Source organism: Mycobacterium sp. NS-7484 (assembly GCF_001953975.1).
Classification (GTDB): domain Bacteria; phylum Actinomycetota; class Actinomycetes; order Mycobacteriales; family Mycobacteriaceae; genus Mycobacterium.
In genome coordinates this window covers 136,113-155,943 of sequence record NZ_MBEJ01000007.1, presented here as the reverse complement: position 1 = coordinate 155,943, position 19,831 = coordinate 136,113, and the positions used below count along the sequence as shown (strand labels likewise).

General features: G+C 65.0%; 19 protein-coding genes. 7 read left to right on the top strand and 12 right to left on the bottom strand.

The window, feature by feature from the left end; genetic code table 11:
* Window positions 1–17 precede the first annotated feature (17 nt).
* The 3 genes from A5733_RS01585 to A5733_RS01575 form a co-directional block, all read right to left on the bottom strand.
* The gene (locus A5733_RS01585) at window positions 18–1,526 is read right to left on the bottom strand and encodes a FadD3 family acyl-CoA ligase (protein WP_076238813.1); all 1,509 of its coding nucleotides are present in this window, start codon (window positions 1,524–1,526) and stop codon (window positions 18–20) included.
* 3 nt (window positions 1,527–1,529) lie between these two features.
* Window positions 1,530–2,720: an amidohydrolase family protein gene (locus A5733_RS01580; protein WP_067765508.1), complete on the bottom strand. Its 1,191-nt coding sequence runs from the start codon at window positions 2,718–2,720 to the stop codon at window positions 1,530–1,532.
* A gap of 80 nt (window positions 2,721–2,800) precedes the next feature.
* Window positions 2,801–4,372, bottom strand: a complete 1,572-nt coding sequence (locus A5733_RS01575) for an AMP-binding protein (RefSeq protein WP_076238812.1) — start codon at window positions 4,370–4,372, stop codon at window positions 2,801–2,803.
* 58 nt (window positions 4,373–4,430) lie between these two features.
* Here A5733_RS01575 and A5733_RS01570 point away from each other — a divergent pair, with 58 nt between their 5' ends.
* The gene (locus A5733_RS01570) at window positions 4,431–5,147 is read left to right on the top strand and encodes an enoyl-CoA hydratase/isomerase family protein (RefSeq protein WP_076238838.1); all 717 of its coding nucleotides are present in this window, start codon (window positions 4,431–4,433) and stop codon (window positions 5,145–5,147) included.
* 3 nt (window positions 5,148–5,150) lie between these two features.
* Here the strand turns inward: A5733_RS01570 and A5733_RS01565 are convergent, their stop codons facing one another.
* Window positions 5,151–5,669, bottom strand: a complete 519-nt coding sequence (locus A5733_RS01565; protein ID WP_076238811.1) for a VOC family protein — start codon at window positions 5,667–5,669, stop codon at window positions 5,151–5,153.
* A 66-nt stretch (window positions 5,670–5,735) separates the two neighbouring features.
* Here A5733_RS01565 and A5733_RS01560 point away from each other — a divergent pair, with 66 nt between their 5' ends.
* Window positions 5,736–6,167, top strand: coding sequence for an OB-fold domain-containing protein (locus A5733_RS01560; protein ID WP_142253745.1), 432 nt, complete (start codon window positions 5,736–5,738; stop codon window positions 6,165–6,167).
* A 15-nt stretch (window positions 6,168–6,182) separates the two neighbouring features.
* Complete coding sequence (locus A5733_RS01555) at window positions 6,183–7,328, top strand: thiolase family protein (RefSeq protein WP_076238809.1); 1,146 nt, start codon at window positions 6,183–6,185, stop codon at window positions 7,326–7,328.
* 88 nt (window positions 7,329–7,416) lie between these two features.
* Here the strand turns inward: A5733_RS01555 and A5733_RS01550 are convergent, their stop codons facing one another.
* Window positions 7,417–8,022, bottom strand: coding sequence for a TetR/AcrR family transcriptional regulator (locus A5733_RS01550; RefSeq protein ID WP_076238808.1), 606 nt, complete (start codon window positions 8,020–8,022; stop codon window positions 7,417–7,419).
* Window positions 8,023–8,213: 191 nt separating this feature from the next.
* On the opposite strand from A5733_RS01550, the gene A5733_RS01545 reads away from it, so the two are divergent.
* The 3 genes from A5733_RS01545 (at window position 8,214) to A5733_RS01535 (ending at window position 10,600) form a co-directional block, all read left to right on the top strand.
* Entirely contained in the window at window positions 8,214–9,509 is a 1,296-nt protein-coding gene (locus A5733_RS01545) for a cytochrome P450 (RefSeq protein ID WP_076238807.1), read from the top strand.
* A 167-nt stretch (window positions 9,510–9,676) separates the two neighbouring features.
* Window positions 9,677–10,150 (top strand): hypothetical protein, encoded by a 474-nt coding sequence (locus A5733_RS01540; protein WP_076238837.1) that lies wholly within the window; start codon window positions 9,677–9,679, stop codon window positions 10,148–10,150.
* A 3-nt stretch (window positions 10,151–10,153) separates the two neighbouring features.
* Entirely contained in the window at window positions 10,154–10,600 is a 447-nt protein-coding gene (locus A5733_RS01535) for a hypothetical protein (RefSeq protein ID WP_369830894.1), read from the top strand.
* A gap of 91 nt (window positions 10,601–10,691) precedes the next feature.
* On the opposite strand, the gene A5733_RS01530 is transcribed toward A5733_RS01535, so the two are convergent.
* Window positions 10,692–11,048 (bottom strand): hypothetical protein, encoded by a 357-nt coding sequence (locus tag A5733_RS01530; protein WP_198938709.1) that lies wholly within the window; start codon window positions 11,046–11,048, stop codon window positions 10,692–10,694.
* Between the two features lie 228 nt (window positions 11,049–11,276).
* Between A5733_RS01530 and A5733_RS01525 the strand changes: the two genes are divergently transcribed.
* Window positions 11,277–11,786, top strand: a complete 510-nt coding sequence (locus tag A5733_RS01525) for a hypothetical protein (RefSeq protein ID WP_076238835.1) — start codon at window positions 11,277–11,279, stop codon at window positions 11,784–11,786.
* Between the two features lie 73 nt (window positions 11,787–11,859).
* On the opposite strand, the gene A5733_RS01520 is transcribed toward A5733_RS01525, so the two are convergent.
* Genes A5733_RS01520 through A5733_RS01495 form a run of 6 tightly spaced genes read right to left on the bottom strand, consistent with a single transcriptional unit; the run spans window position 11,860 to window position 19,825 of the window.
* Window positions 11,860–13,593, bottom strand: a complete 1,734-nt coding sequence (locus tag A5733_RS01520) for an MCE family protein (protein ID WP_076238805.1) — start codon at window positions 13,591–13,593, stop codon at window positions 11,860–11,862.
* Complete coding sequence (locus A5733_RS01515; RefSeq protein WP_076238804.1) at window positions 13,593–14,960, bottom strand: MCE family protein; 1,368 nt, start codon at window positions 14,958–14,960, stop codon at window positions 13,593–13,595. Before A5733_RS01515 ends, A5733_RS01520 begins: the two co-directional genes overlap by 1 nt.
* The gene (locus A5733_RS01510) at window positions 14,957–16,444 is read right to left on the bottom strand and encodes an MCE family protein (RefSeq protein ID WP_076238803.1); all 1,488 of its coding nucleotides are present in this window, start codon (window positions 16,442–16,444) and stop codon (window positions 14,957–14,959) included. The genes A5733_RS01515 and A5733_RS01510 overlap by 4 nt, the downstream gene beginning before the upstream one ends.
* Window positions 16,444–17,526, bottom strand: coding sequence for an MCE family protein (locus tag A5733_RS01505; protein ID WP_076238834.1), 1,083 nt, complete (start codon window positions 17,524–17,526; stop codon window positions 16,444–16,446). The genes A5733_RS01510 and A5733_RS01505 overlap by 1 nt, the downstream gene beginning before the upstream one ends.
* Window positions 17,526–18,551, bottom strand: a complete 1,026-nt coding sequence (locus A5733_RS01500) for an MCE family protein (RefSeq protein WP_076238802.1) — start codon at window positions 18,549–18,551, stop codon at window positions 17,526–17,528. Before A5733_RS01500 ends, A5733_RS01505 begins: the two co-directional genes overlap by 1 nt.
* Window positions 18,548–19,825 carry an MCE family protein gene (locus A5733_RS01495; protein WP_076238801.1) on the bottom strand — a complete coding sequence of 426 codons (1,278 nt, stop codon included), beginning with the start codon at window positions 19,823–19,825 and terminating at the stop codon, window positions 18,548–18,550. Before A5733_RS01495 ends, A5733_RS01500 begins: the two co-directional genes overlap by 4 nt.
* Between the last annotated feature and the right edge of the window lie 6 nt (window positions 19,826–19,831).

The following is a 19,831-nucleotide window of genomic DNA, read 5'->3' as shown; positions in this document are numbered from 1 at the left end:
TGTGCGGATGCTGATGGTCACTTGCCACTGATCGTAGCCACTCGCGCCTTCAGCTGATCCTTCATCACCTTGCCGGTGGCGTTGAGCGGCAGTTCATCGAGGACTTCCACGTAACGCGGCACCTTGTAGCCTGCCATGCGCTCGCGGCTCCAGGCGATCAGCTCCTCGGCATCGGGCGCCTCGGTGCCCGGCTCGTCGCGCAGCACCACAAACGCCTTGCCGACCTGCCCCATCCGCTCGTCGGCCACCCCGATCACCGCGGCCTGCGCAATTGCCGGGTGCTCGAGCAGGAACCCCTCGATCTCGGCCGGGTAAGCATTGAAACCGCCGACGATGAACATGTCTTTCTTCCGACCGACGATCTGCAAGCGGCCGGAATCGGTGAACTCGCCGAGATCCCCGGTGTGCAGCCAGCCGTCGGCGTCGATCGCCTCGGCGGTGGCGGCCGGATCGTCCAGGTAGCCCTGCATCACGTTGTATCCCCGGACCAGCACCTCATGGTCGTCGGCGACACGCACCTCCACATCGGCACACGGCAGGCCGGCGGTGGTCGCCACATCCTCGGCACTGTCGCCGGGCCGGGACAACGTCACGTTGCCTGCCTCGGTGAGGCCGTAGCCGGTCATCAATGTCTGGAACGGCAATTCGTCGCGGATGCGTCGAACCAACTCCACCGGGATGTCGGCAGCTCCAGTCACGGCCGCTCGCAGCGTCGCCAGTCGGTCCCGATCGGTCACCGCCAGCAGCGAGTGATACAACGTCGGCGGTCCGGGCAGCATCGTGATGCGTTCGCGCTCAATTAGTTCCACGACCCGGTCGACGTCGAACACGGCGACCGGAAGCATCGTCGCACCCCGCAGGAACGATGCGACCAAGCCGGCCTTCAACCCGAAAGTGTGGAAGTACGGGTTGATCATCAGGTAGCGGTCGCCCTGGCGCAGGTCGGCGAGCGTCGCCCACTCCTCGTAGGCCCGCAGCGTCTGGCGATGGTTCATCATCGCCCCCTTGGGCCGGCCGGTGGTGCCCGAGGTGAAGATGACATCGGCGATATCGGTGGGCGCCACGTCGCGGGTGAACGGCGTCCCGCTACTCAAGAAGTCCGACTTCACATCGATGACGGGCACATCGAGATCCGTTCCGGAGAACGCGAAATCCTGCCCCAGGAAACCTTTTTGGACCATCACCGCCTTGGCGCCGCTGCGCGCGACCACGTCGGCGGCCTCATCGGCCTTGAACCGGGTGTTGACCGGGACCAGGATGCCGCCGGCGGCCATAATCCCGAATGCGGAGATGATCCACTCGGCCGAGTTGGGCGCCCAGACCGCAACCCGGTCCCCTTTGTCGACGCCCAACTCGGCGAACGCACCCGCGGCTTTCCGGATGCGTTCGCCGAGTTCGGTAAATGACAGGCGCAGCGGACCGTCGACCCCGACCGGACTGTCGCCATAGTCGACGACCGCCTCCGCGTCGCCGAACCGGTCCGCTGCACTCAAGACCATCTCGGGGATGGTCTGCCAGAACGTCACTCGTTACGTGGTGACGAGCCGACCGAGGTTGCCACCCATGATCTTGGCCTGGTCCTCGACCGACAGGTGCTCCAGCGCGGTCACGTAGTGAGTCGGCTCGGCCAGACCCTCCGGGTGCGGCCAGTCGGAGCCGTACAGCACCTGGTCCACGCCGATCAGGTTGATCAGGTCGTCGATGCCCTCCTCGTAGAAGGGGCTGACGTAGATGCGGTTCTTGATCTCTTCGATCGGATTGCCCAGGAAGGCCTCGGGAGCCTTCTTGTACACCTCGGCCATCGAATCCAGAAGCGGGAACATCCATTTCGAGCCGGCCTCGACGATGCCGACCTTGAGCTTGGGGTGCCGGAACAGCGCGCCGTGAATCACCCACGAGGCCACCGCATCCTGGATCGGACGCCACTCGTTGAGGATCGACATCGCGTTGGTCTGGAACGGCAACATCTCCTGTACCGTGCCATCCCATTCCGAGGTGTAGCGCGAGTAGCCACTGTCACTGGAGTGCATGCCGACGAACACGTCGTGGTGCACGACCCGCTCCCAGAACGGGTCGAACTCGGGCAGCGCGAACGAGCGCGGGCCGCGGAAGCCGGGCACCGGGGCGGGACGGATCAGGATGGCGCGGGCGCCACGCTTCACACACCACTCCAGCTCCTCGATCGCCTTCTCGACGATCGGCAGGGTGATCACCGGGGTGGTGAAGATGCGGTTCTGGTAGTTGAAGCCCCACACCTCGTCCAGCCACTGGTTCAGCGAGTGGATGATGACGTGGATTGCGACCGGATTGTCCCGCAGCCGCTCCTCGATGAGGCTGGCCAGCGTCGGGAACATCAGCGAACGGTCGACACCCAGTTCGTTCATCAGCTCCAGGCGCGGCTCCGGCTCGAAGAAGGCCGGGATGGAGCGCATCGGCTCGCCGAACAGCTCACGCTTGCTCTTGCCGTCCGGGTTGCCGAACTTGAAGTATTCCTCCCACGCACCCGGCTTGGCGACATGCGAGAACGTCGGGTTCGGGATGTAGTTGCTGATGTGGCCGTCGATCGCGATCTTGGTGCGGCCGTTGACCTCGACGTACTGGACGATGTCCTTGTACTCCTTGGGGAGGTACTTGGTCATCGCCTCCGGCGGCTCGTACAGGTGGTTGTCCGCGTCGAACAGCGGAAACGGAATGTCGACCCTATGCGACAGTTGTCCCATGGAAAACTCCTTTGCAATTCGAGAGAATCATATTCTCAGTTGCTGGCCGCCGCAATGCCCCGGCGCACCAAAACGCGTGCTCACCGTGCGATCGCGGCGATCTCCTGCCTGATGACGAACTTCTGCACCTTGCCGCTGGCCGTTCGGGGAAAGTCTTCGGCCAGATGTAACTCTTCCGGCCACTTCTGGCGCGCCACCCCGGTGGCTTCGAAATGTGCCCGCACCTGATCGAGGGTGGGCATCGTGCCGCCGTCACGCAGGCGCAGAACTGCGGCCACCCGCTCGCCGAGCCGCGCGTCCGGCGCGGCGACCACGATCGCCTCCACGACGTCGGGTAGGCCGAGCAGTACCTCCTCGACCTCGAGTGCGCTGATGTTCTCGCCACCGCGGATGATCAGGTCGGTGGTGCGGTCGGTGATGGTCAGGTACCCGTCCTCGTCCAGCACGCCGATGTCGCCGGTGCGATACCAGCCGTCGGCGTCGAAATGCTTTGCCGTCAGGGCATCGTCGGTGTAGCCGAGACACAGATCTGGTCCGCGGCTGAAGATCTCGCCATCGGGCCCGAGCCGGATCTCGACGCCCGGCCGTACGTTGCCGTCGGTGAACAGGCGCTTGGCTTCCGGCGCCGAGGCGCCCGACCCCGTGATCGAGGGATGCTCGGTGCTGCCGTAGGACCGGAACACGAACAGGCCCAGATCGGCGAGCCTGCGGGTGACCGCGGCAGGCACAGTCGAGCCGCCCAGACCGACGGTGGTGAACCGGGCCAGATGCCGGTCGTTGAAATTCGGGTGGTCCATCAGGCTGGTGACGAAGTAGGGCGGTCCGCCGCCGATCGAGAGCTCGTCCCGCTCGATCAGCTCGAGCACCTTGCCGGGATCCCAGACGTCGCACAGATCGATCGGGGCGCCTTCGAGCACGGGAATGAGGAAGGCGCCGACCATGCCGATGAAATGCCCGACGGGCGTGGCGGTGAGTTGTCGCCCCCGGTCCGGCGGGTAGTTCTCCAGGAGTTGGCGGGTCTCGAAGCCCAGCGTCTGGTGACTGTGGATGACGCCCTTGGGCTCACGGGTGGTCCCGGACGTGAACGCGATCAGGGCCGGCGCCGCCGGATCGGCGGTCAGGGTGCCGCTCATCGGCTCGTCGGCCAGGAGGTCGTCGAAGGAAGCCTGACCCCCGTCACGCTCCTCGCGCGAGCGCTCGTCGACCAGGCCGACGATCGGTACATCCGCGCACAGGTCCGGCTGAAACCTCATGCGGCCGAACTGCTCGGTGGTGATGAACACCTTCGGCTTCGCCGTGGCCAGGATGTGGCCGAGTTCCCGTGACCCGTAGAAGTGCACGATCGGCACGGTCACCGCGCCGAGGAACGCCGACGCCCAGAACGTGGCGGCCGCCTCCATCCAGTTCGGCAGCTGCATGGCCAGGACGTCACCGGGGCCGACGCCACGGGCGTGCAGCCCGGCAGCCAGCCGTCGGGCGGTGTGCTCGACCTCGGCGAACGTGCCCACGTACGGACGCGTCGCCGAGTGCACGCAGAAGCCGGCATCGGGGCTGGCCGCGAGCCCGTCGGCCAGCATCTGGCCCAGGGTTTCGGGTCGCCACCAGCCTTCTTCGACGTACCGTTTGGTCAGCTCAACGGGGATGTCGCGCACAACGATGATGCTATTCTCACCAAACGAGAATGCCAATCCCGAAACTGGAGAACGTTTGATGGTCGACCTCGAAATCGACGGCGAACTGGCGATCATCACGATCGACCGGCCACAGGCACGCAACGCCATCTCGCTGGACACCATGGACGCGCTGAACAAGGCGCTCGACGGGGCCGTCGGCGCGTCGGCGTTGGCCATCACCGGTGGCGGTGATCGCGCGTTCGTCTCCGGGGGCGACCTCAAGGAACTGGCCGCGTTGCGCACCGAACTCGAGGCCTCCGAGATGGCCTGGCGGATGCGCACGATCTGTGACCGCATCGCCGGTTTCGACGGTCCGGTCATCGCTGCGCTCAACGGGCACGCCCTGGGCGGCGGGGCCGAGGTGGCGGTGGCCGCCGATATCCGGATCGCCGCCGACGACATCAAGATCGGTTTCAACCAGGTGGCGCTGGCCATCATGCCGGCCTGGGGCGGTGCCGAGCGGCTCGCCAATCTGGTCGGACGCAGCCGGGCGCTGCTGCTGGCCGGAACCGGCCGGATCCTCGGTGCCCGGGAAGCCGAACAGGTCGGCTTGATCGACCAGGTGGTCCCCCGCGCCGAGTTCGCCGAGACCTGGCGCTCGACGGCGAAGCTGCTCTCGCGGCGTCAGGCCGGTGAGGTCAAGCGGGTGATCAACGGCGTGTCCACGACCGAGGCGGTCGCGGCCTTCGCCCGGCTGTGGTGCTCCGAGGAGCACTGGACCGCCGCGGACAAGGTGATGAACAAAGGGAAGTAGGGCTCAACCGCTCAGTTCGCGGACTGGATCACTGCCGTCCCAGCCTTCGCTCGCCTGGCGCACGAAGGCAGCCATACCGCCGGAGGCGTCGGTGAGCTCCATGATCTCGACGATCGCGGCGCCAGTAGGTGGTTCGAAGTAGGAAAAGCGCACCCCGTCCTCGCCCCCGGCCCACACCTGCGGCCACCCGGCCGCGGCGAGGGCGGCCATGGCCTGGTCGTAATCGTCTGCCCAGTAGGCGAGTTGGTGAAAGCCGCCACCGGTCGCGGCGATGAACTCGGTGAAGATGCTCGGACTGTCATCGAGCTGTTGGATCAACTCGATCTGCAGGTCGCCGTTGTTGGACAGCGCCAGCGACAGCCGCACCTCGCACGGTTCACCGCGGTAGGTGACCCGTTGGGGCAGGTCACGGATGACGAACCACGGACCGACACCCATCTGCAGCCATCGAGAGATCGCATCGTCGAGATCCGTGACCACATATCCGATCTGACGGATTTCACCGGGCAATACAGGGGCCATCCCGAAAGCCTACCGATAGTCGATTCTCACTAGACGAGAATTACATTTCCGGATATCGTCAGCGACGTGTCAACACAGATTGCTCTGGCGCCCGAGATCTCCACCTGGCCTGACGAGAACCCGCAGCTCATCGGCAGCAAGTGCGGCAATTGCGGGGCCGCCGTCTTCCCGGTGCAAGATCACTGCCCCAAATGCAGCAGTGCCGATACGGCCGACATCCTGCTGCCTCGACGCGGCACCGTCGTCGCCTGGACCACGCAGGGCTTCCCACCCGGCGCGCCGTATGCCGGGCCGACGGGCAAGGACTTCGTCCCCTTCGGCGTCGGCCTGGTCGAACTCGCCGACGACACCGGCCCGGTCATCCGCGTCGAAGGCCGGCTGACCGAAAACGACCCGGCCAAGCTGCAATTCGGCCAGGAGGTCGAGCTCACGATGATCCCGTTCACCACCGATGAAGACGGCAACCAAGTTGTCACCTTCGCCTTCCAGCCGGTGTAGAGAGAGGCCAACGACATGACCAACGACGTAGCCATCATCGGCGTCGGCCTGCATCCGTTCGGCCGCTTCGACAAGCCCGCGGTCCAGATGGGCGCCGAGGCCATCCGGTTGGCCCTGGCCGACGCCGGCGTGGAGTGGAAGGACATCCAATTCGGTTTCGGCGGAAGCTATGAGGTGTCGAATCCGGACTCGGTGACCCGCCTGGTGGGACTGACCGGCATCACCTTCACCAACGTGTTCAACGCGTGCGCCACCTCGGCCAGCGCCATCCAGCAGACCGCCGACACGATCCGCCTCGGCAAGTACGACATCGGCGTGGCCGTGGGTCTGGACAAGCACCCCCGTGGTGCGTTCACCGACGACCCGGCCAAGCTGGCCCTGCCCCAGTGGTACGCCCAGAACGGGCAGTTCGTCACCACCAAGTTCTTCGGCATGAAGGCGAACAAGTACCTCCACGATCACGGCATCAGCCAGGAGACCCTGGCCCGGGTGGCCAACAAGAATTTCCGTAACGGCGCGAAGAACCCGAATGCGTTCCGCCGCAAGGAGATCTCGGTCGAGGAGATCCTGAACTCACCGGCGCTGAACTACCCGCTGACCCAGTACATGTTCTGCGCACCCGACGAGGGCGCCGCGGCGGTGATCATGTGCCGCGCCGACATCGCCCACAAGTACACGGACAAGCCGGTCTTCGTGCGCGCCAGCGAGATTCGCACTCGGACGTTCGGCGCCTACGAGGTGCATGCCACCTCCGCTCCGCCCGAGGCCGACGTGGCGCCGACCGTGTACGCGGCAAAGGCCGCCTACGAGATCGCCGGCATCGGCCCGGAGGACGTCGACGTCGCCCAGCTTCAGGACACCGATGCCGGGGCCGAGGTGATCCACATGGCCGAGACGGGACTGTGCGCCGACGGCGAGCAGGAGAAGCTGCTGGCCGACGGCGCCACCGAGATCGGCGGCTCGATCCCGATCAATACCGACGGCGGACTGATCGCCAACGGTGAACCGATCGGAGCGTCGGGTCTACGCCAGATGCACGAGTTGGTACGCCAGCTACGCGGTGAGGCCGGCGAGCGTCAGGTGCCGGGCAACCCACGCGTCGGCCTGGCCCAGGTCTACGGCGCCCCCGGGACCGCTTCGGCGACCATCCTGTCGCTCTAGTCCACTGCGCGAGCAGACGCGAATGTCCCCGAAACTGCCCGTTTTCGCGGACATTCGCGTCTGCTCGCCAGGAAAAAACCAGGGCGGGTCAGGCCGGCAGTTCCAGCGGCTGGGGCTCGCCTTCGAGCCGGCGCAGCCAGTCCTCACAGAACTGCAGCACCTCGGCATGCCCCGCGGACATGCCCAGCGCCTGTTCCATCACCATCACCCGCGACACGCTGGCCGCCATGAACGTCCAGACAACCGGCGGTACCTCCGAGGCGTCGATGCCGTAACTGCCCAAGGCCGCCGTCATCGCCTTCGTCTGCTCGTCACGGAACAACTCGGAGTAGCGCGCGATCTCGGACCGCAGTGCCTTGCGATGGTTGGCCATTCCCATGATCTCCATGGTCAGGCGCGTTGCACTGGGGTCGATACCCAGACGCCACAACGCCCAGAGCGGCTGCGGCGACTTCAAGGCCCGAGCCTGGATCGCCAGACCCTCCTCGGCGCGCCGGACGAAGACCGCGAGAAACAGATCGTCCATCGTGCGGAAGTAGTAGTGCACCAACTGGGGTTTGAGACCGGCCCGCTCGGCCACCCGGCGGGACGTCACCGCAACGTATCCCTCTTCGACCATCAGCTGTTCGGCGGCGTCGAGCAATACGACCCGATTCTTCGCGTCCGGCGCCCCGATTCTTCGCGCCGATGCCATACCCGGTCCTCCTCACGGACTTCCCCCGACGACGTCAGAGCGATCGTAACCGTCGCTCCGCCAGGTGATCTTGACCCCGACTCTAGCGTCATGCTAAGCAGGTGCTCAGCAATTTCGAAAAATTCTTTGCGCGGTGCAGCCCGTCGCGAAACCACCGCAGCGCATATCGATTTCGGAAGGCAGTGCACACCATGACCGACTCCGGCACAACCGATTACGACACCGTCGACTATTTCACCGACCAGTCGCTGGTGCCAGATCCGCACCCGTACTTCGACCACCTGCGCAGCAAGTGTCCGGTGGTGACGGAGCCGAACTACGGCGTCATGGCGATCACCGGGTTCGAGGAGGCCACCACGGTCCTCAAGGACACCGACACCTACTCGTCCTGCATCGCGGTGGCCGGCCCGTTCCCGCCGCTGCCCTTCACCCCGGAGGGCGACGACATCACCGATCAGATTGCCGCGCACCGGTCACAGATGCCGATGTTCGAGCACATGGTCACGATGGACCCGCCCGAGCACACCGATGCCCGTTCGCTGCTCAACCGCCTGCTCACGCCGAAGCGGTTGAAGGAGAACGAGGACTTCATGTGGCGGCTGGCCGACCAGTGCCTCGATGATTTCATCGCCGACGGCAAGTGCGAGTTCCTCAGCGCCTACGCGAAGCCCTTCTCGCTGCTGGTCATCGCCGACATGCTCGGCGTACCCGAAGAAGACCACGAGGAATTCCGCACGGTGCTGGGGGCACCGCGGCCGGGTGCCAATGTCGGCTCGCTGGACCACACCGACCTGGTCAGCGAGAACCCCCTGGAATGGCTTGACGAGAAGTTCATCCGGTACCTCGAAGACCGGCGCAAAGAGCCCCGCGACGACGTGCTGACGGCACTGGCCACCGCGAACTATCCCGACGGTTCCGTCCCACCGGTCATCGAGGTGGTCCGGTCGGCCACCTTCTTGTTCGCCGCCGGCCAGGAGACCACCACGAAGCTGCTCTCGGCGTCCCTGCGGGTGCTCGGCGACCGCCCCGACATCCAGCAGGCCCTGCGCGACGACCGCAGCCGCATCCCGGTCTTCGTCGAAGAGGCATTGCGGATGGACGCCCCGGTCAAGAGCCAGTTCCGGCTGGCCAAGAAGAACACCAAGCTTGGTGACATCGACGTCCCGGCCGGCACCACCATGATGGTCTGCCCGGGTGCGGTGAACCGCGACCCAGAGCGATTCGAGGACCCGCACACCTTCAGCCTGGATCGCAAGAACGTGCGTGAGCACATCGCGTTTGGCCGTGGCGTGCACAGCTGCCCGGGCGGACCGCTGGCCCGCGTCGAGGGCCGGGTGTCGCTCGAGCGGATCTTGGACCGGATGGCCGATATCGCCATCGACGAGGAGTTCCACGGCCCGGCCGACGATCGTCGCTACACCTACGAGCCGACGTTCATCCTGCGTGGCCTGACCGACCTGCACATCACGTTCAAGCCGACGCGCTGAGCCTTCGCTCTCACACCCGATCCCGGGATCTCGTCTGAGGCGAGTTTGTTATTCTCCAAGAACGAGAATGACAATCTCGCTGGCGAAGACGAGATTCCGGTTTCGGCCCGGTGAAGCCCGATCCCGTTCTATAGTCAGCCGATCGGTGCCGATCCGTGGAGGTGTATGTGAAGGCCAGCTTGGTCCGCGTGGCGATCAGTGCCGCGCTCGGGTTGGGGACAGCAATCGCGGCGGCACCGCCGTCGCAGGCCATGTATTTCGGGAACTACAACCTCAACATGCCGGACCGCAGGGACTTCCACACCTGGATCTGGTCGGCGATCACGCCGTGTCGCGACCCGGGGTCCGACTACCGGCAGCACGACTGCATCACCATCCGGACGATCCCGCAACCGGTTGCCAAGGCGGTTCCCGCCACGGGCAACGCGAAGTTGGTCGACGGTCGCTACACCCTGACGATTGACGAGTTCTACGGCCTGCGGTGCGGAGACATCTACTATGGGCCGACCATCCCGACCCACGACGTGTACACGTGGGACGCGAACACCCTGGCCGGTGAGATGGTCTCCACCTTCGACGTCGGCTGCGACGGAGCCCCCGGCGGCTCGTTCACCTATCCGTTTACTTTGTCGAGGATGTGATCGATGCGGAACCTGACTCGCCGGGTGCTGACCGCCGGTACCGCCGCGACACTGATGGCCAGCGTAATCGCTACGGCTGCACCGGCATTCGCCGATGATCCGCAACCGCCCGGCCCGCCCCTGCACCACGTGCGCTACACGGTCACCGCCGATGCTCCGTACTGGGCCCACATCTACTACCGCGACCATGAGCCCGCGATGTTCTCGGACTACAGCCACAACCCGTACGAGTTCAGCCCGCGCGCTGACGTCGACATCGCACCCGACAAGCCGTGGGTGTTCGATGCCATGCTCGCCGACCCGGATCTGTGGGCCATGGTGCTGGTGCAAAGCGGTGAATCACCCAATTTTCCGACCCCGGGATTCAACTGCACGCTGGAAGTGGACGGTGTCGTGGTGAAGACCCACAGCGGCCCCAAGGGGGCACTGTGTTCCATTAGGAACTGGTAGCCCGCGTTCGTTGAACGATCGTCAAAGCGCTTGAGGCGGCGCAATTGCGCCGCCTCAAGCGTTTCTGCCCCTGTCTCTCAGTCGATGTGGGTCAGGCGTCACCGCGCAGCCAACGCCTCTCGCCGTTCATGGGCACACAGCTCAGGAACAACCCGTCGGGGGCCTGCGCCACCGAGTTCTGCTCGTTGATACACAAGCTGTGCTCATCGCGAATGCCAACCATCGGTGGCGAGCGGAACCACCTGGGCTCGTACCGCCGCGGCGAACCACAGAACAGCAGCCGGCCCCAGCCGTTGCGGGCGTCGACACCGAACACGTAATACGAGGTGTTGTCGCACGGCGCACCGAGTATCGCGTTCGGGTTGATGCCCGGCGTACAGAACGCGTCATTGCAAGTCTGCGGTCCCGCATTTGCCTGCGGAGCAGCCAGCATTCCAGCGACAATCATCGAAGCGGTCGCCATCACCGTCACACGCACGTTGCTACTTTCGCATAGCTGGAAATCAAACTCTCGATTTTGGAGAATATTACTACGACGGTCGCCTCCCGACGGTCCGACATCCTTGGTGCAGCGCGCGCTCCCACCCCAATCGCGCCTGGGACGCGGTCTGGCAGTGATATTCTCCAAAACTGAGAACATGACTACCATCTCGTCATGTCGCAGAAGGAGCGGTTCATGTCAGTCTCCCGGGTAAGCGCTGGGGCGGTCGCGATCGCCGCCGTCGCAGCTGTCAGCCTGAGCGGCGCCTCCCCCGCCAGCGCGGGCGAGCAATGGGGAATCAACGGCACCTTTGCCACATCGTCCAACGGCGCCTGGGCCAAGGTCAACGAGCGCTACGAAGATCAGCCGGGGCTCCGCAGCACCTGGACCATCTCGACCCAGTGTCTCTCCCCCACCGAATGCAGCGGCACGGTGAACAGCGACGCGGGTTGGACCGCGCCGATCTACACCACGAATGGCCTCTGGTACGTCAAGCGAGTGGTGCCCAACTGGCGGTTCTGCGCCGACGGCACACCTGTGGAGGGTATGCAGGTGTACAAGCTCTATCCCGTTGGTTTCGACGGCCATGTGGACCTGGCCTCCAACGAATACACCGGCGAAGATGTCACCACCGGCCCCAGCGGTTCATGCGGCCGCAACCAGTGGCCGGTGGTCCGGATGCCGTTCTACATGCGGCCTGCCTAACGCGAAAACCGAAGAACGACAAAAGAACTGGCCCCGGGCAAATGCCCGGGGCCAGTTCTTCATGCCTGTCCCATTACGTCGGCATCAGGTCCTGCCACGTCTTGGGCGTCGACACCAAATCGGTCTGCTTGTACAGATTGCCGTCGCTGCCCATGTACTCCCCGGTGCGGGGGTTGTACTTCGCGATCGCCACCGATGGCCCGTGCGCTGCCTTGCCATCGAACGCGCTGGGTGCCACGCCCGGCGCAGGAACCTCCGGAGCATCCGGGAACACGCCCTGTCCGTGCGGAACCGGCGGAACCTCCGTGGCCTGCGGGTTGTCCGCCGCAGGGACGGGTACCGCTGCCGGATCACCGGGCGGGGGTGGTGGCACACCAGGCACCGGCGGCTCCACGTACATCGGTTGACCCGGCAGCAGCGGACCCGGACCCGTACCCGCGAAGCTCGGCGCCGGCTGAGGTTCCGGTGCAGCCCCCGGCGGAGGCGCGGCCACTCCCGGCGGCAGCGGGGTACCGCCGAGCGGACCGTAGATGTGCTCGTCCGGCAGAACCCGGCTGTCCAGGGGCACACCCTGCGCGACCAGGTTGGGGTCGATCGGGTACGGGCCGAGCGCATGCTGCCGCTGCGCGATCGGCTGGAATCCCCTGGGGTCGTTGCACAATTGGACCGTCGGAGCTCGCTTGCCCGGATGCCCCATGCACGGATAGTTGCGGGCACCGCGCACACCGATCGGCGAATCCTGCGGCAACTTGCAGTAGATGTCGTCCGGCGTGTCGATCACCGTGGTGTCAGCCGGAGAGCGCCAGGCCGACGGGGGCAGGAATCCGACCGTGCACGTCGGCGGATCACCGAGCCCCAGGGAGAAGTCGGCCATCGGCAGACCGCTGGTGTTGTTGGTCGGCGCGTAGGTCTGCAGCTGAGCGACATAGGGAGGCAGCAACACCAGCAGCTGCTCGATGGACGGGTTATAGGTGACCGCGATCTGGCCGAACGTGGTCAGATTCGCCAGCAAGATCGGCAAGGTCGGCTTGATCTGGTCCAGCAGCTTGGTCGTTTCCTGTGCGAAGCCGGGTCCGTTTTGCAGCAGCGAGCGGATCTCCGGATCGTTGTCGGCGACCTGTCCGGTGATGCCGGCCAGGCTGGCAGCCCAGGTCCTGATCGAATCGGTGGTCTGGGCTTGCGCATCCAGGAACGGGCGCCCGTCGTCGATCAGGGCTCGCGTCTGATCCGATACCGCGTTGGCATCACGGGTGATCGTCGAGGCCGAGTCCAAGAGAGAGCCGAAATCGTAGCCGGTGCCGTTGAAGGCGTTGTACGACTCGTCCAGTAGTTGGCTCAGCTTGTCCTTCGGGATGGTGTCCACCAGGGCACTCAGCTGATCCAACATCGGACCTACCGCTTGCGGAATCTTGGTGCGCGACACCGGGATCACCGACCCGTTGTCCAGATAGGGACCCGAGTTGGTGTTGGGAAGCAGCTCGACGTACTGCTCACCCACCGCTGACATACTGCGGACCTCGGCTGCCAGATCGGCGGGCACCTTCGGAGAGCGGTCCAGCGACAGGGTCGCCTCAGCACCGTTGTCGGTCAGGTCGACCGACGTGACCTTGCCGATCTGGGAGCCGCGGTACGTGACGTTGCCGAACCGGTACAGGCCTCCGGTGGCCGGCAACTCCAGCTTCACCGTGATCCGACCGATGCCGAGAAGCGTCGGCACCTGCATATAGGCGAACAGCATGACGGCGACACCGACCACAGACGCGACTGTGAAGAGAATCAGCTGAGTCCGGATGAACCGTGTGAGCATTACCGGCCACCTTCTATCGTCGGCGGAGCAGGCGGCGCCGGCTGATCGGTCGGAGCCGGGCCTCCCTGTGGGGGAAAGGGTCCAGCGAAGACCGACGTCGACCCGGCGGCCGGGGACACCGGCTGGGGCACGCCTCCGGGCATGGTCATCGGAGCCGGTGGGACCACCGGAAGCACGGGACCGGAGTACGTGGGCGCCGGCATATTCGGCGGGGGTGGCGGCGCATCCGGAGCCGGTGGGATTTCATCCGGCGGCGGCGGGTTGACCCCGGTCTTCAGCGGGTCATAGGTGTAGTTCAGGTAATTGGGATCCCCCGGCACCGGAACGTTCTGCGCATCTCCCTGTTCCCACCGGGTTCCCAACATCAGGCTGCGCTTGAGGTGCGGGATGGTCATGTCGAAGTACGCGTAGAGATTGTAGTAATCACCGCGAATGGCCCGGTCCATGAAGCTCTGGGTGAACGGGAAATGCGGGGCGAATTCGAGCACCTTGGTCAGATCCGGACCGACGTTGGCCAAAGCCTTGAGTGCGGGCTCCAGGTTTTTCAGGTTTCGGACCAGGTCGGCCTGCGACTCGTTGACGAACTGGTTGGCGGTCGCGCTGAAGGTACCCAGCTTCTGCAGCGCGGTGGTGAATCTCGGCCGCTCCTTGATCAACACGTCGAGCGCCGGCGGAATCTTCTCCAGCGCACGGGTGATCACATCGCGCTGACCGGCGAAGGTCGACGCCAGGCGGTTCAAACCCTCGATGGAGGCAACGATGTTGTCGCGCTGGGCATCCAGAGCCCCGACGAACGTATCCAGCCGGGTGAGCAGGTCACGGAAATCGGTTTCCCGACCGTTGATCGCGGCGCTGAAGTTGTGGATGATGTCGCCCATCTGCCCCAGACCGCCACCGTTCACCACGGCGGCCAGGGAGGACAGTGTCTGCTCTGTCGTCGGATACGTCGACGAGCTGTTCAGCTGAATTGTCGTGCCAGGAGCCAGCTTTCCGGCCGGCGCCTGCCCCGCTGGCGGATTGAGCGCCAGATGCATCGACCCCAGGAGGCTGGTCTGCCCAACGCTGGCCACCACGTTGGCCGGCACCGCAACCCCCGGCTTCACCGAGAACTCGACGTCGGCGTGCCAGTTCTTCACCGACAGGCTGCGCACACTACCGACGACGACGTCGTTCATCATCACCGGCGAATTTGGCTCCAGTGTAGCCACATTCGCGATCTCGACGTGGTAGACGCTGGCGTCGGCACCGCGGCCCACCGCCCCCGGAAGGGGCAGCGAGTTGACGCCCTGGAACGCGCAACCACTGGTGGTCAGCGCAACACAGGACCCGATGGCGATCGCCAACCGCACTGGCTTTCCCCTGGTCATGCTGGTGGCGTCCCTTCTGCGGGTAGCGGGCTTTCTGACGCAGGGGCTCCAGCCGCGGGCGCCTCGGGTGCTTCGGCCGCCAACGGTCCCGGCGCGGGGCCGGGTGGTGGACCTGCCTGCCCCCCGGCCGGGTTGAGCATGTCGGACACAGTGTTCGGCATGTTGGGCGGGTAGTACTCACCCCCGGGCAGAAGCTGCTGGGCCCCTGGTGGCGGCACTCCGGGATCGCGACCGGTGAATGGCGGAGGCGGAGGCGGGCCGGGGTTGTAGGCCGAGATCGCCGGCGGGACCTCCGGCGGCAGCGGAGAGCCGCCATCGCCGCCGGGGGCCAATCCCGGTTCGGAGTATTCGATCATCTCAGGGCTGGCCGAGGGCATCAGGTACGGCGAGATCGGGAATGGCAGGTAGTTGAAGTTGATCAGCCGCAGCGCCGGGCCGAGATACTGCGAGCACAGCTTCGCGGTCTCGGGAGCGGTGGTGTTCTCCACGGCTCCGATTGCGCCACAGATGAACTCGACGGGGTTGGAGAAGTTGTTCATCACGAACTGGCCTACCGGGCTACCGGTATCCGGGTTGTAGATGTTGTAGCCGTTCATGAACGCGTTGGGCGCGACGTGAAGCAGGTTCTCGATGTTCAACTTGTTGTCCACCAGGATCTGGGTGACGTTAGCGAGCCGCTGTACCTGCTCGGAGGTCTGATCACGGCTGCCCGCGACGAACCGCTGCACCTCGACCACGGCCACCGACAAGTTCGTCAACGCCGCGTCGAGGTCGGACCGGCTGCCGTCGACCACGCTGGTCAGCGTCGCCAGCCGGTTCTGGAACTGCACCACCTGCTCGTTGCTGTCCCGCAATGCGGTGACGAACGTCTGCAGGTTCTTGATGATGTCGACGATGTTGCCGCTGCCCTCGGCGAGGATGCGGGCGACGCCGGAGAGTTGCGAAATCGTCTGGCGCAGTTTGTCGCCGTTACCGGCCATCGCGTCAGCGGTGCTGTTGATAAACCGCGAAACTGACGTGCCGTCGACGCCACTCTGCGGCCCGAGATCGGTGGACAGCCGCATCAGCTGTTCTTTGACTTGGTCCCACTCCACCGGAACGGCGGTATGGTCCAAACCGATCACCGCGTTGTCGGGCAGCGTGGGACCACTCGACCGGTAGGCCGGCGCGAGCTGAACATAACGCGCGGCAACCAGGTTCTGCGCCACGATCACCGCTTTCGCATCCGCCGGGATCGGCACGTCGTGATCGACCTTGAGGGTCACGCGGGTTTGCGTGCCCTCCGGCTTGATCGACTCGATCGTGCCGACCTTGACGCCGGACACACGGACGTCGTCACCCGGGTAGACGCCGGTGGCCGAGGTGAACAACGCGGAGATGGTCTTCTGGCCGAAGAATGTCTGGCGCAACACCACGGCGACACCCACCACCAGCAGGGCCACCAGCGCGAGCGCCAGCCATTTTCCGAGACGACTGCGGTTCATCAGCGCGAACCTCCCGGAATTCCGTTGTAGGGCAGCGGCAATTCGGCGCGCGGGCCGGCGTTGTCCGCCGGCTGACCGGCGTTCGTCCCGCGGCGGAACCCGAACGCGTAGTCGAAGAACGGCTGCAACAACTGGGCCGGCTGCAGGTTGGGAACATAGGCGTTGTAGTACGCCCCGTTCGCCAGGGTCTCGGCCTGGGACAGCTGGAACTTGTTCAGGTTCGGCAGCGCCTTGTTGATGTTGTCGCGGTTGCGTTCCAGCATCGCGGTCACCGAGTTGAGCCGCTTGAGCGTCGGCGCCAGCTCAGCTTCGTTGTCGGCGACGAGGCCGCTGAGTTGTTGGGACACCGCGGCCGTGTTGGCCAGCAGGTCGACGATGGCCTGGCGCCGGTCGTTGAGGACGCCGAGCAGATCATTGGCGTTGAGAATCAACGTGTTCAGCTGATCGCTGCGCTGGGACAGCACCACGGTCACATCGCTGGCACTCTTGAGCAGGCCGGCCAGACTCTCGTTGCGGCTGTTGATCGACTTCGACAGCCGGCTCAGCCCGTCGAACGTCGGGCCGAGCTTCGGTGCGACCTGGTCGATGGTCGCGGACAACGTGTCCAGAGACTGGTTCAACGAAGCGGTGTCTGTCCCGGCCGAATTGGTGGTCAGGTCGCTGACGGCGTCGGTGAGCGAATACGGCGAGGAGGTACGCGAGGTCGGGATCACGTCGGTGGTACGCAGCGTGCCACCGCCGTCCGACTCCAGGGTCAACACGCGCTCGCCCAGCAGGGAACCGGTGCGGATGTGCGCGGTGGTCAGCGATCCCAGCGAGTACTTGCCTTCGGTGGTGAAGGTGACCAATGCGTCGCCGTTCTCCAGCGACACGTCGGTGACCGAACCGATCTTGATGCCCGACAAGGTCACGTCGTTGCCGACGGCGATACCGCCGGCCTCGGTGAACAGCGCCTGATGGCGCACCGAGGAGGCCCATTGCAGCAGCCGCTCGGGCTGCAGGCCGACAGCGATGATGAGCATCATCAGTACGACACCGATGAAACCGGCCTTGATCAGGTTTGATTCGCGGTACCTAAGCATCAGGGCTCCGAGCACCTCCCGCCTTCTTGTTTGATCATCGGGAAGTGCGCAGTGCGCCCCTGCAGATCGGTGACACGGATGGCAAGTCCGCAGATGTAGTACATGATCCAGCTGCCATAGGAGCCCAACCGAGCCAGCTTGCGGAAGTTGTCGGGGGCCTTTTGAAGTCCCCGATCGAGCACGATCTGGTGGTCGTCGAGCAGCGGCGCCAACCGGTTCATCTGATCGACGGTGCCCTTGAGCGGGGGCCGCGCCTCGGTGAGAAGGCTTGCCAGGGATGCGGTTCCGCTGTCCAACTGAGTGACCGCGGTACCCAGGGGGTCACGGTCCTGAGACAGCCCGCTGATCAACTGCTCGAGACGGTCGACCGTTCCGTCGAACTTCTTGCCGTCCTTGGACAGTGTCCCGACCACCTGGTTGAGGTTGTCGATCAACTGCTGGATCACCTGGTCGTTGTTGGCCAACGTGTTCGAGAACGACGAGGTCTTGCTCATCAGCGAATCCAGGGTGCCTCCCTGCCCCTGGAAGATCTGGATCAGCGAGGACGTCAACGCGTTGACGTCCTGAGGGTTCAGACCCTGGATCACCGGACGCAGACCGCCGAGCAACAGGTCCAGGTCGAGCGCACTTGCGGTGCGGTCCTTGGGGATCTGTGATCCGGCCGGCAGGAGTTTCGTCGAGCCGGGGCTGTCGATCAGCTCCAGGTACCGGTCGCCGACCAGATTCAGGTACCGGACGGCAACTTTCGTACTGGTGGTCAGCGCAACACTGCGGTCGGCGTCGAAATCGACCTTGACCGACTTGTCCGGTTGCAGGGACACCTTTTTCACTGTGCCCACCCGGACGCCGGCGACGCGCACCGAGTCACCGGCCTCCAGTCGCGAGGCGTCGCCGAACACGGCCGAGTAGCCGGAATAGGAACCGCCGCGGTACTCCGAGAACGTCATGAACAGGAAGGCCGTCAGCACGGCCATCACCACGGCGAACGATGTGAATTTGATGAATGTGGTTCTGCCGCGCGTCATCCCGGTTGTCCGATCTGTGCGGTGTTACGTGGCGGACCGTCCAGCGGGCCGAACAGAATCTGCTTGAGTCCGTCGGAGTTCAGCAGGATGCCCTGGTTGCCGTATTTCCACGGGTTGGCATTGGTGTCGGTGACCAGGTATTTCGCCTTGTTGCCGAATCCGATGTACGGCAGGCCCATGCAGTGCGGACCGCCCTTGGCTGCAACCTTGGGCAGGTTCTGCGGGTAGCGGTACCGCTCGATGCCGAGCGTGAAGGCCACGTTGACCACGACACCCGGTTCCTGCTGCGGCGGCTGGTTGTAGAGATACAGCATGCCCTTGAGACCACACTCGATGCCGGGGGCGTACTCGTTGAGCAGATCGGTGGTCGGCGCCAACAGATTCAACGTCGTACTCAGGGCCTGACGGTTGCCGCCGATGACGTCATTACCCGTGTCGGCCAGGCCGATTGCGCTGACCAGGAAGGTGTCGAGATTCTGCTGCTCGGCCACGATGCTGTCGCTGAGCCGGTTGGTGTTGTCGACGGTCTTGAGCAGATCCGGTGCGGCGTCGCCGTAGGCCCGCGACACCGCGGCCATGCTCTCGATGTCAGCGGTCAGATTCGGCAGGCTGGGCTCGATCTTCTTCAGGAGCGCGTCGAAATCGCTCACCGTCTTCCCCATCGCCTCACCGCGTCCGGAAAAGGCGGAGGACAGCGCGCCGAGAGTTTCGTTCAACTTGGCCGGGTCGATCTTGTCGAGGACCTGAGTAAGTTGCTGGAACACCGTGTTCATCTCGACGGTGACGTGGTCGCCCTGCAGGGTCTGGCCTGGACGCAGCGTGTCTTTCGACGGGTTGTCCGGCGCGACGAGCTGTACGTACTTGGCGCCGAAGACGGTCGTCGAGGCGATGTCGGCCCGGACGTTTTCGGGAATCAGATGCAGCTGCGACGGATTCATCGCCAGGTGCAACACGGCCTTACCGTCGGCCCGGTTCTCGATCGAGCTCACGGTGCCGACCTGCACACCGCGCATCTTCACCTTGGCGTCCGGATTCATCACCAGACCGGCACGGTCGGAGATCAACGTGATCGGCTCGGTCTTGGTGAAGCTGCCGCGGAACAGCGCGATCGCCAGACCGATGACCAGGCCGATCATCACGACGGTGGCCAGTCCGGCCAATGGTCTGGCCGACCCGCGCGCACCGAAGCTGCGCCCCGGGCGGGCGGCCACCGGCGTTGCGCTACTTGTGGTTTCGGACCGGTGGGCTGGGCCCGGTCCAACGTTTCGTGTCAACTCTTC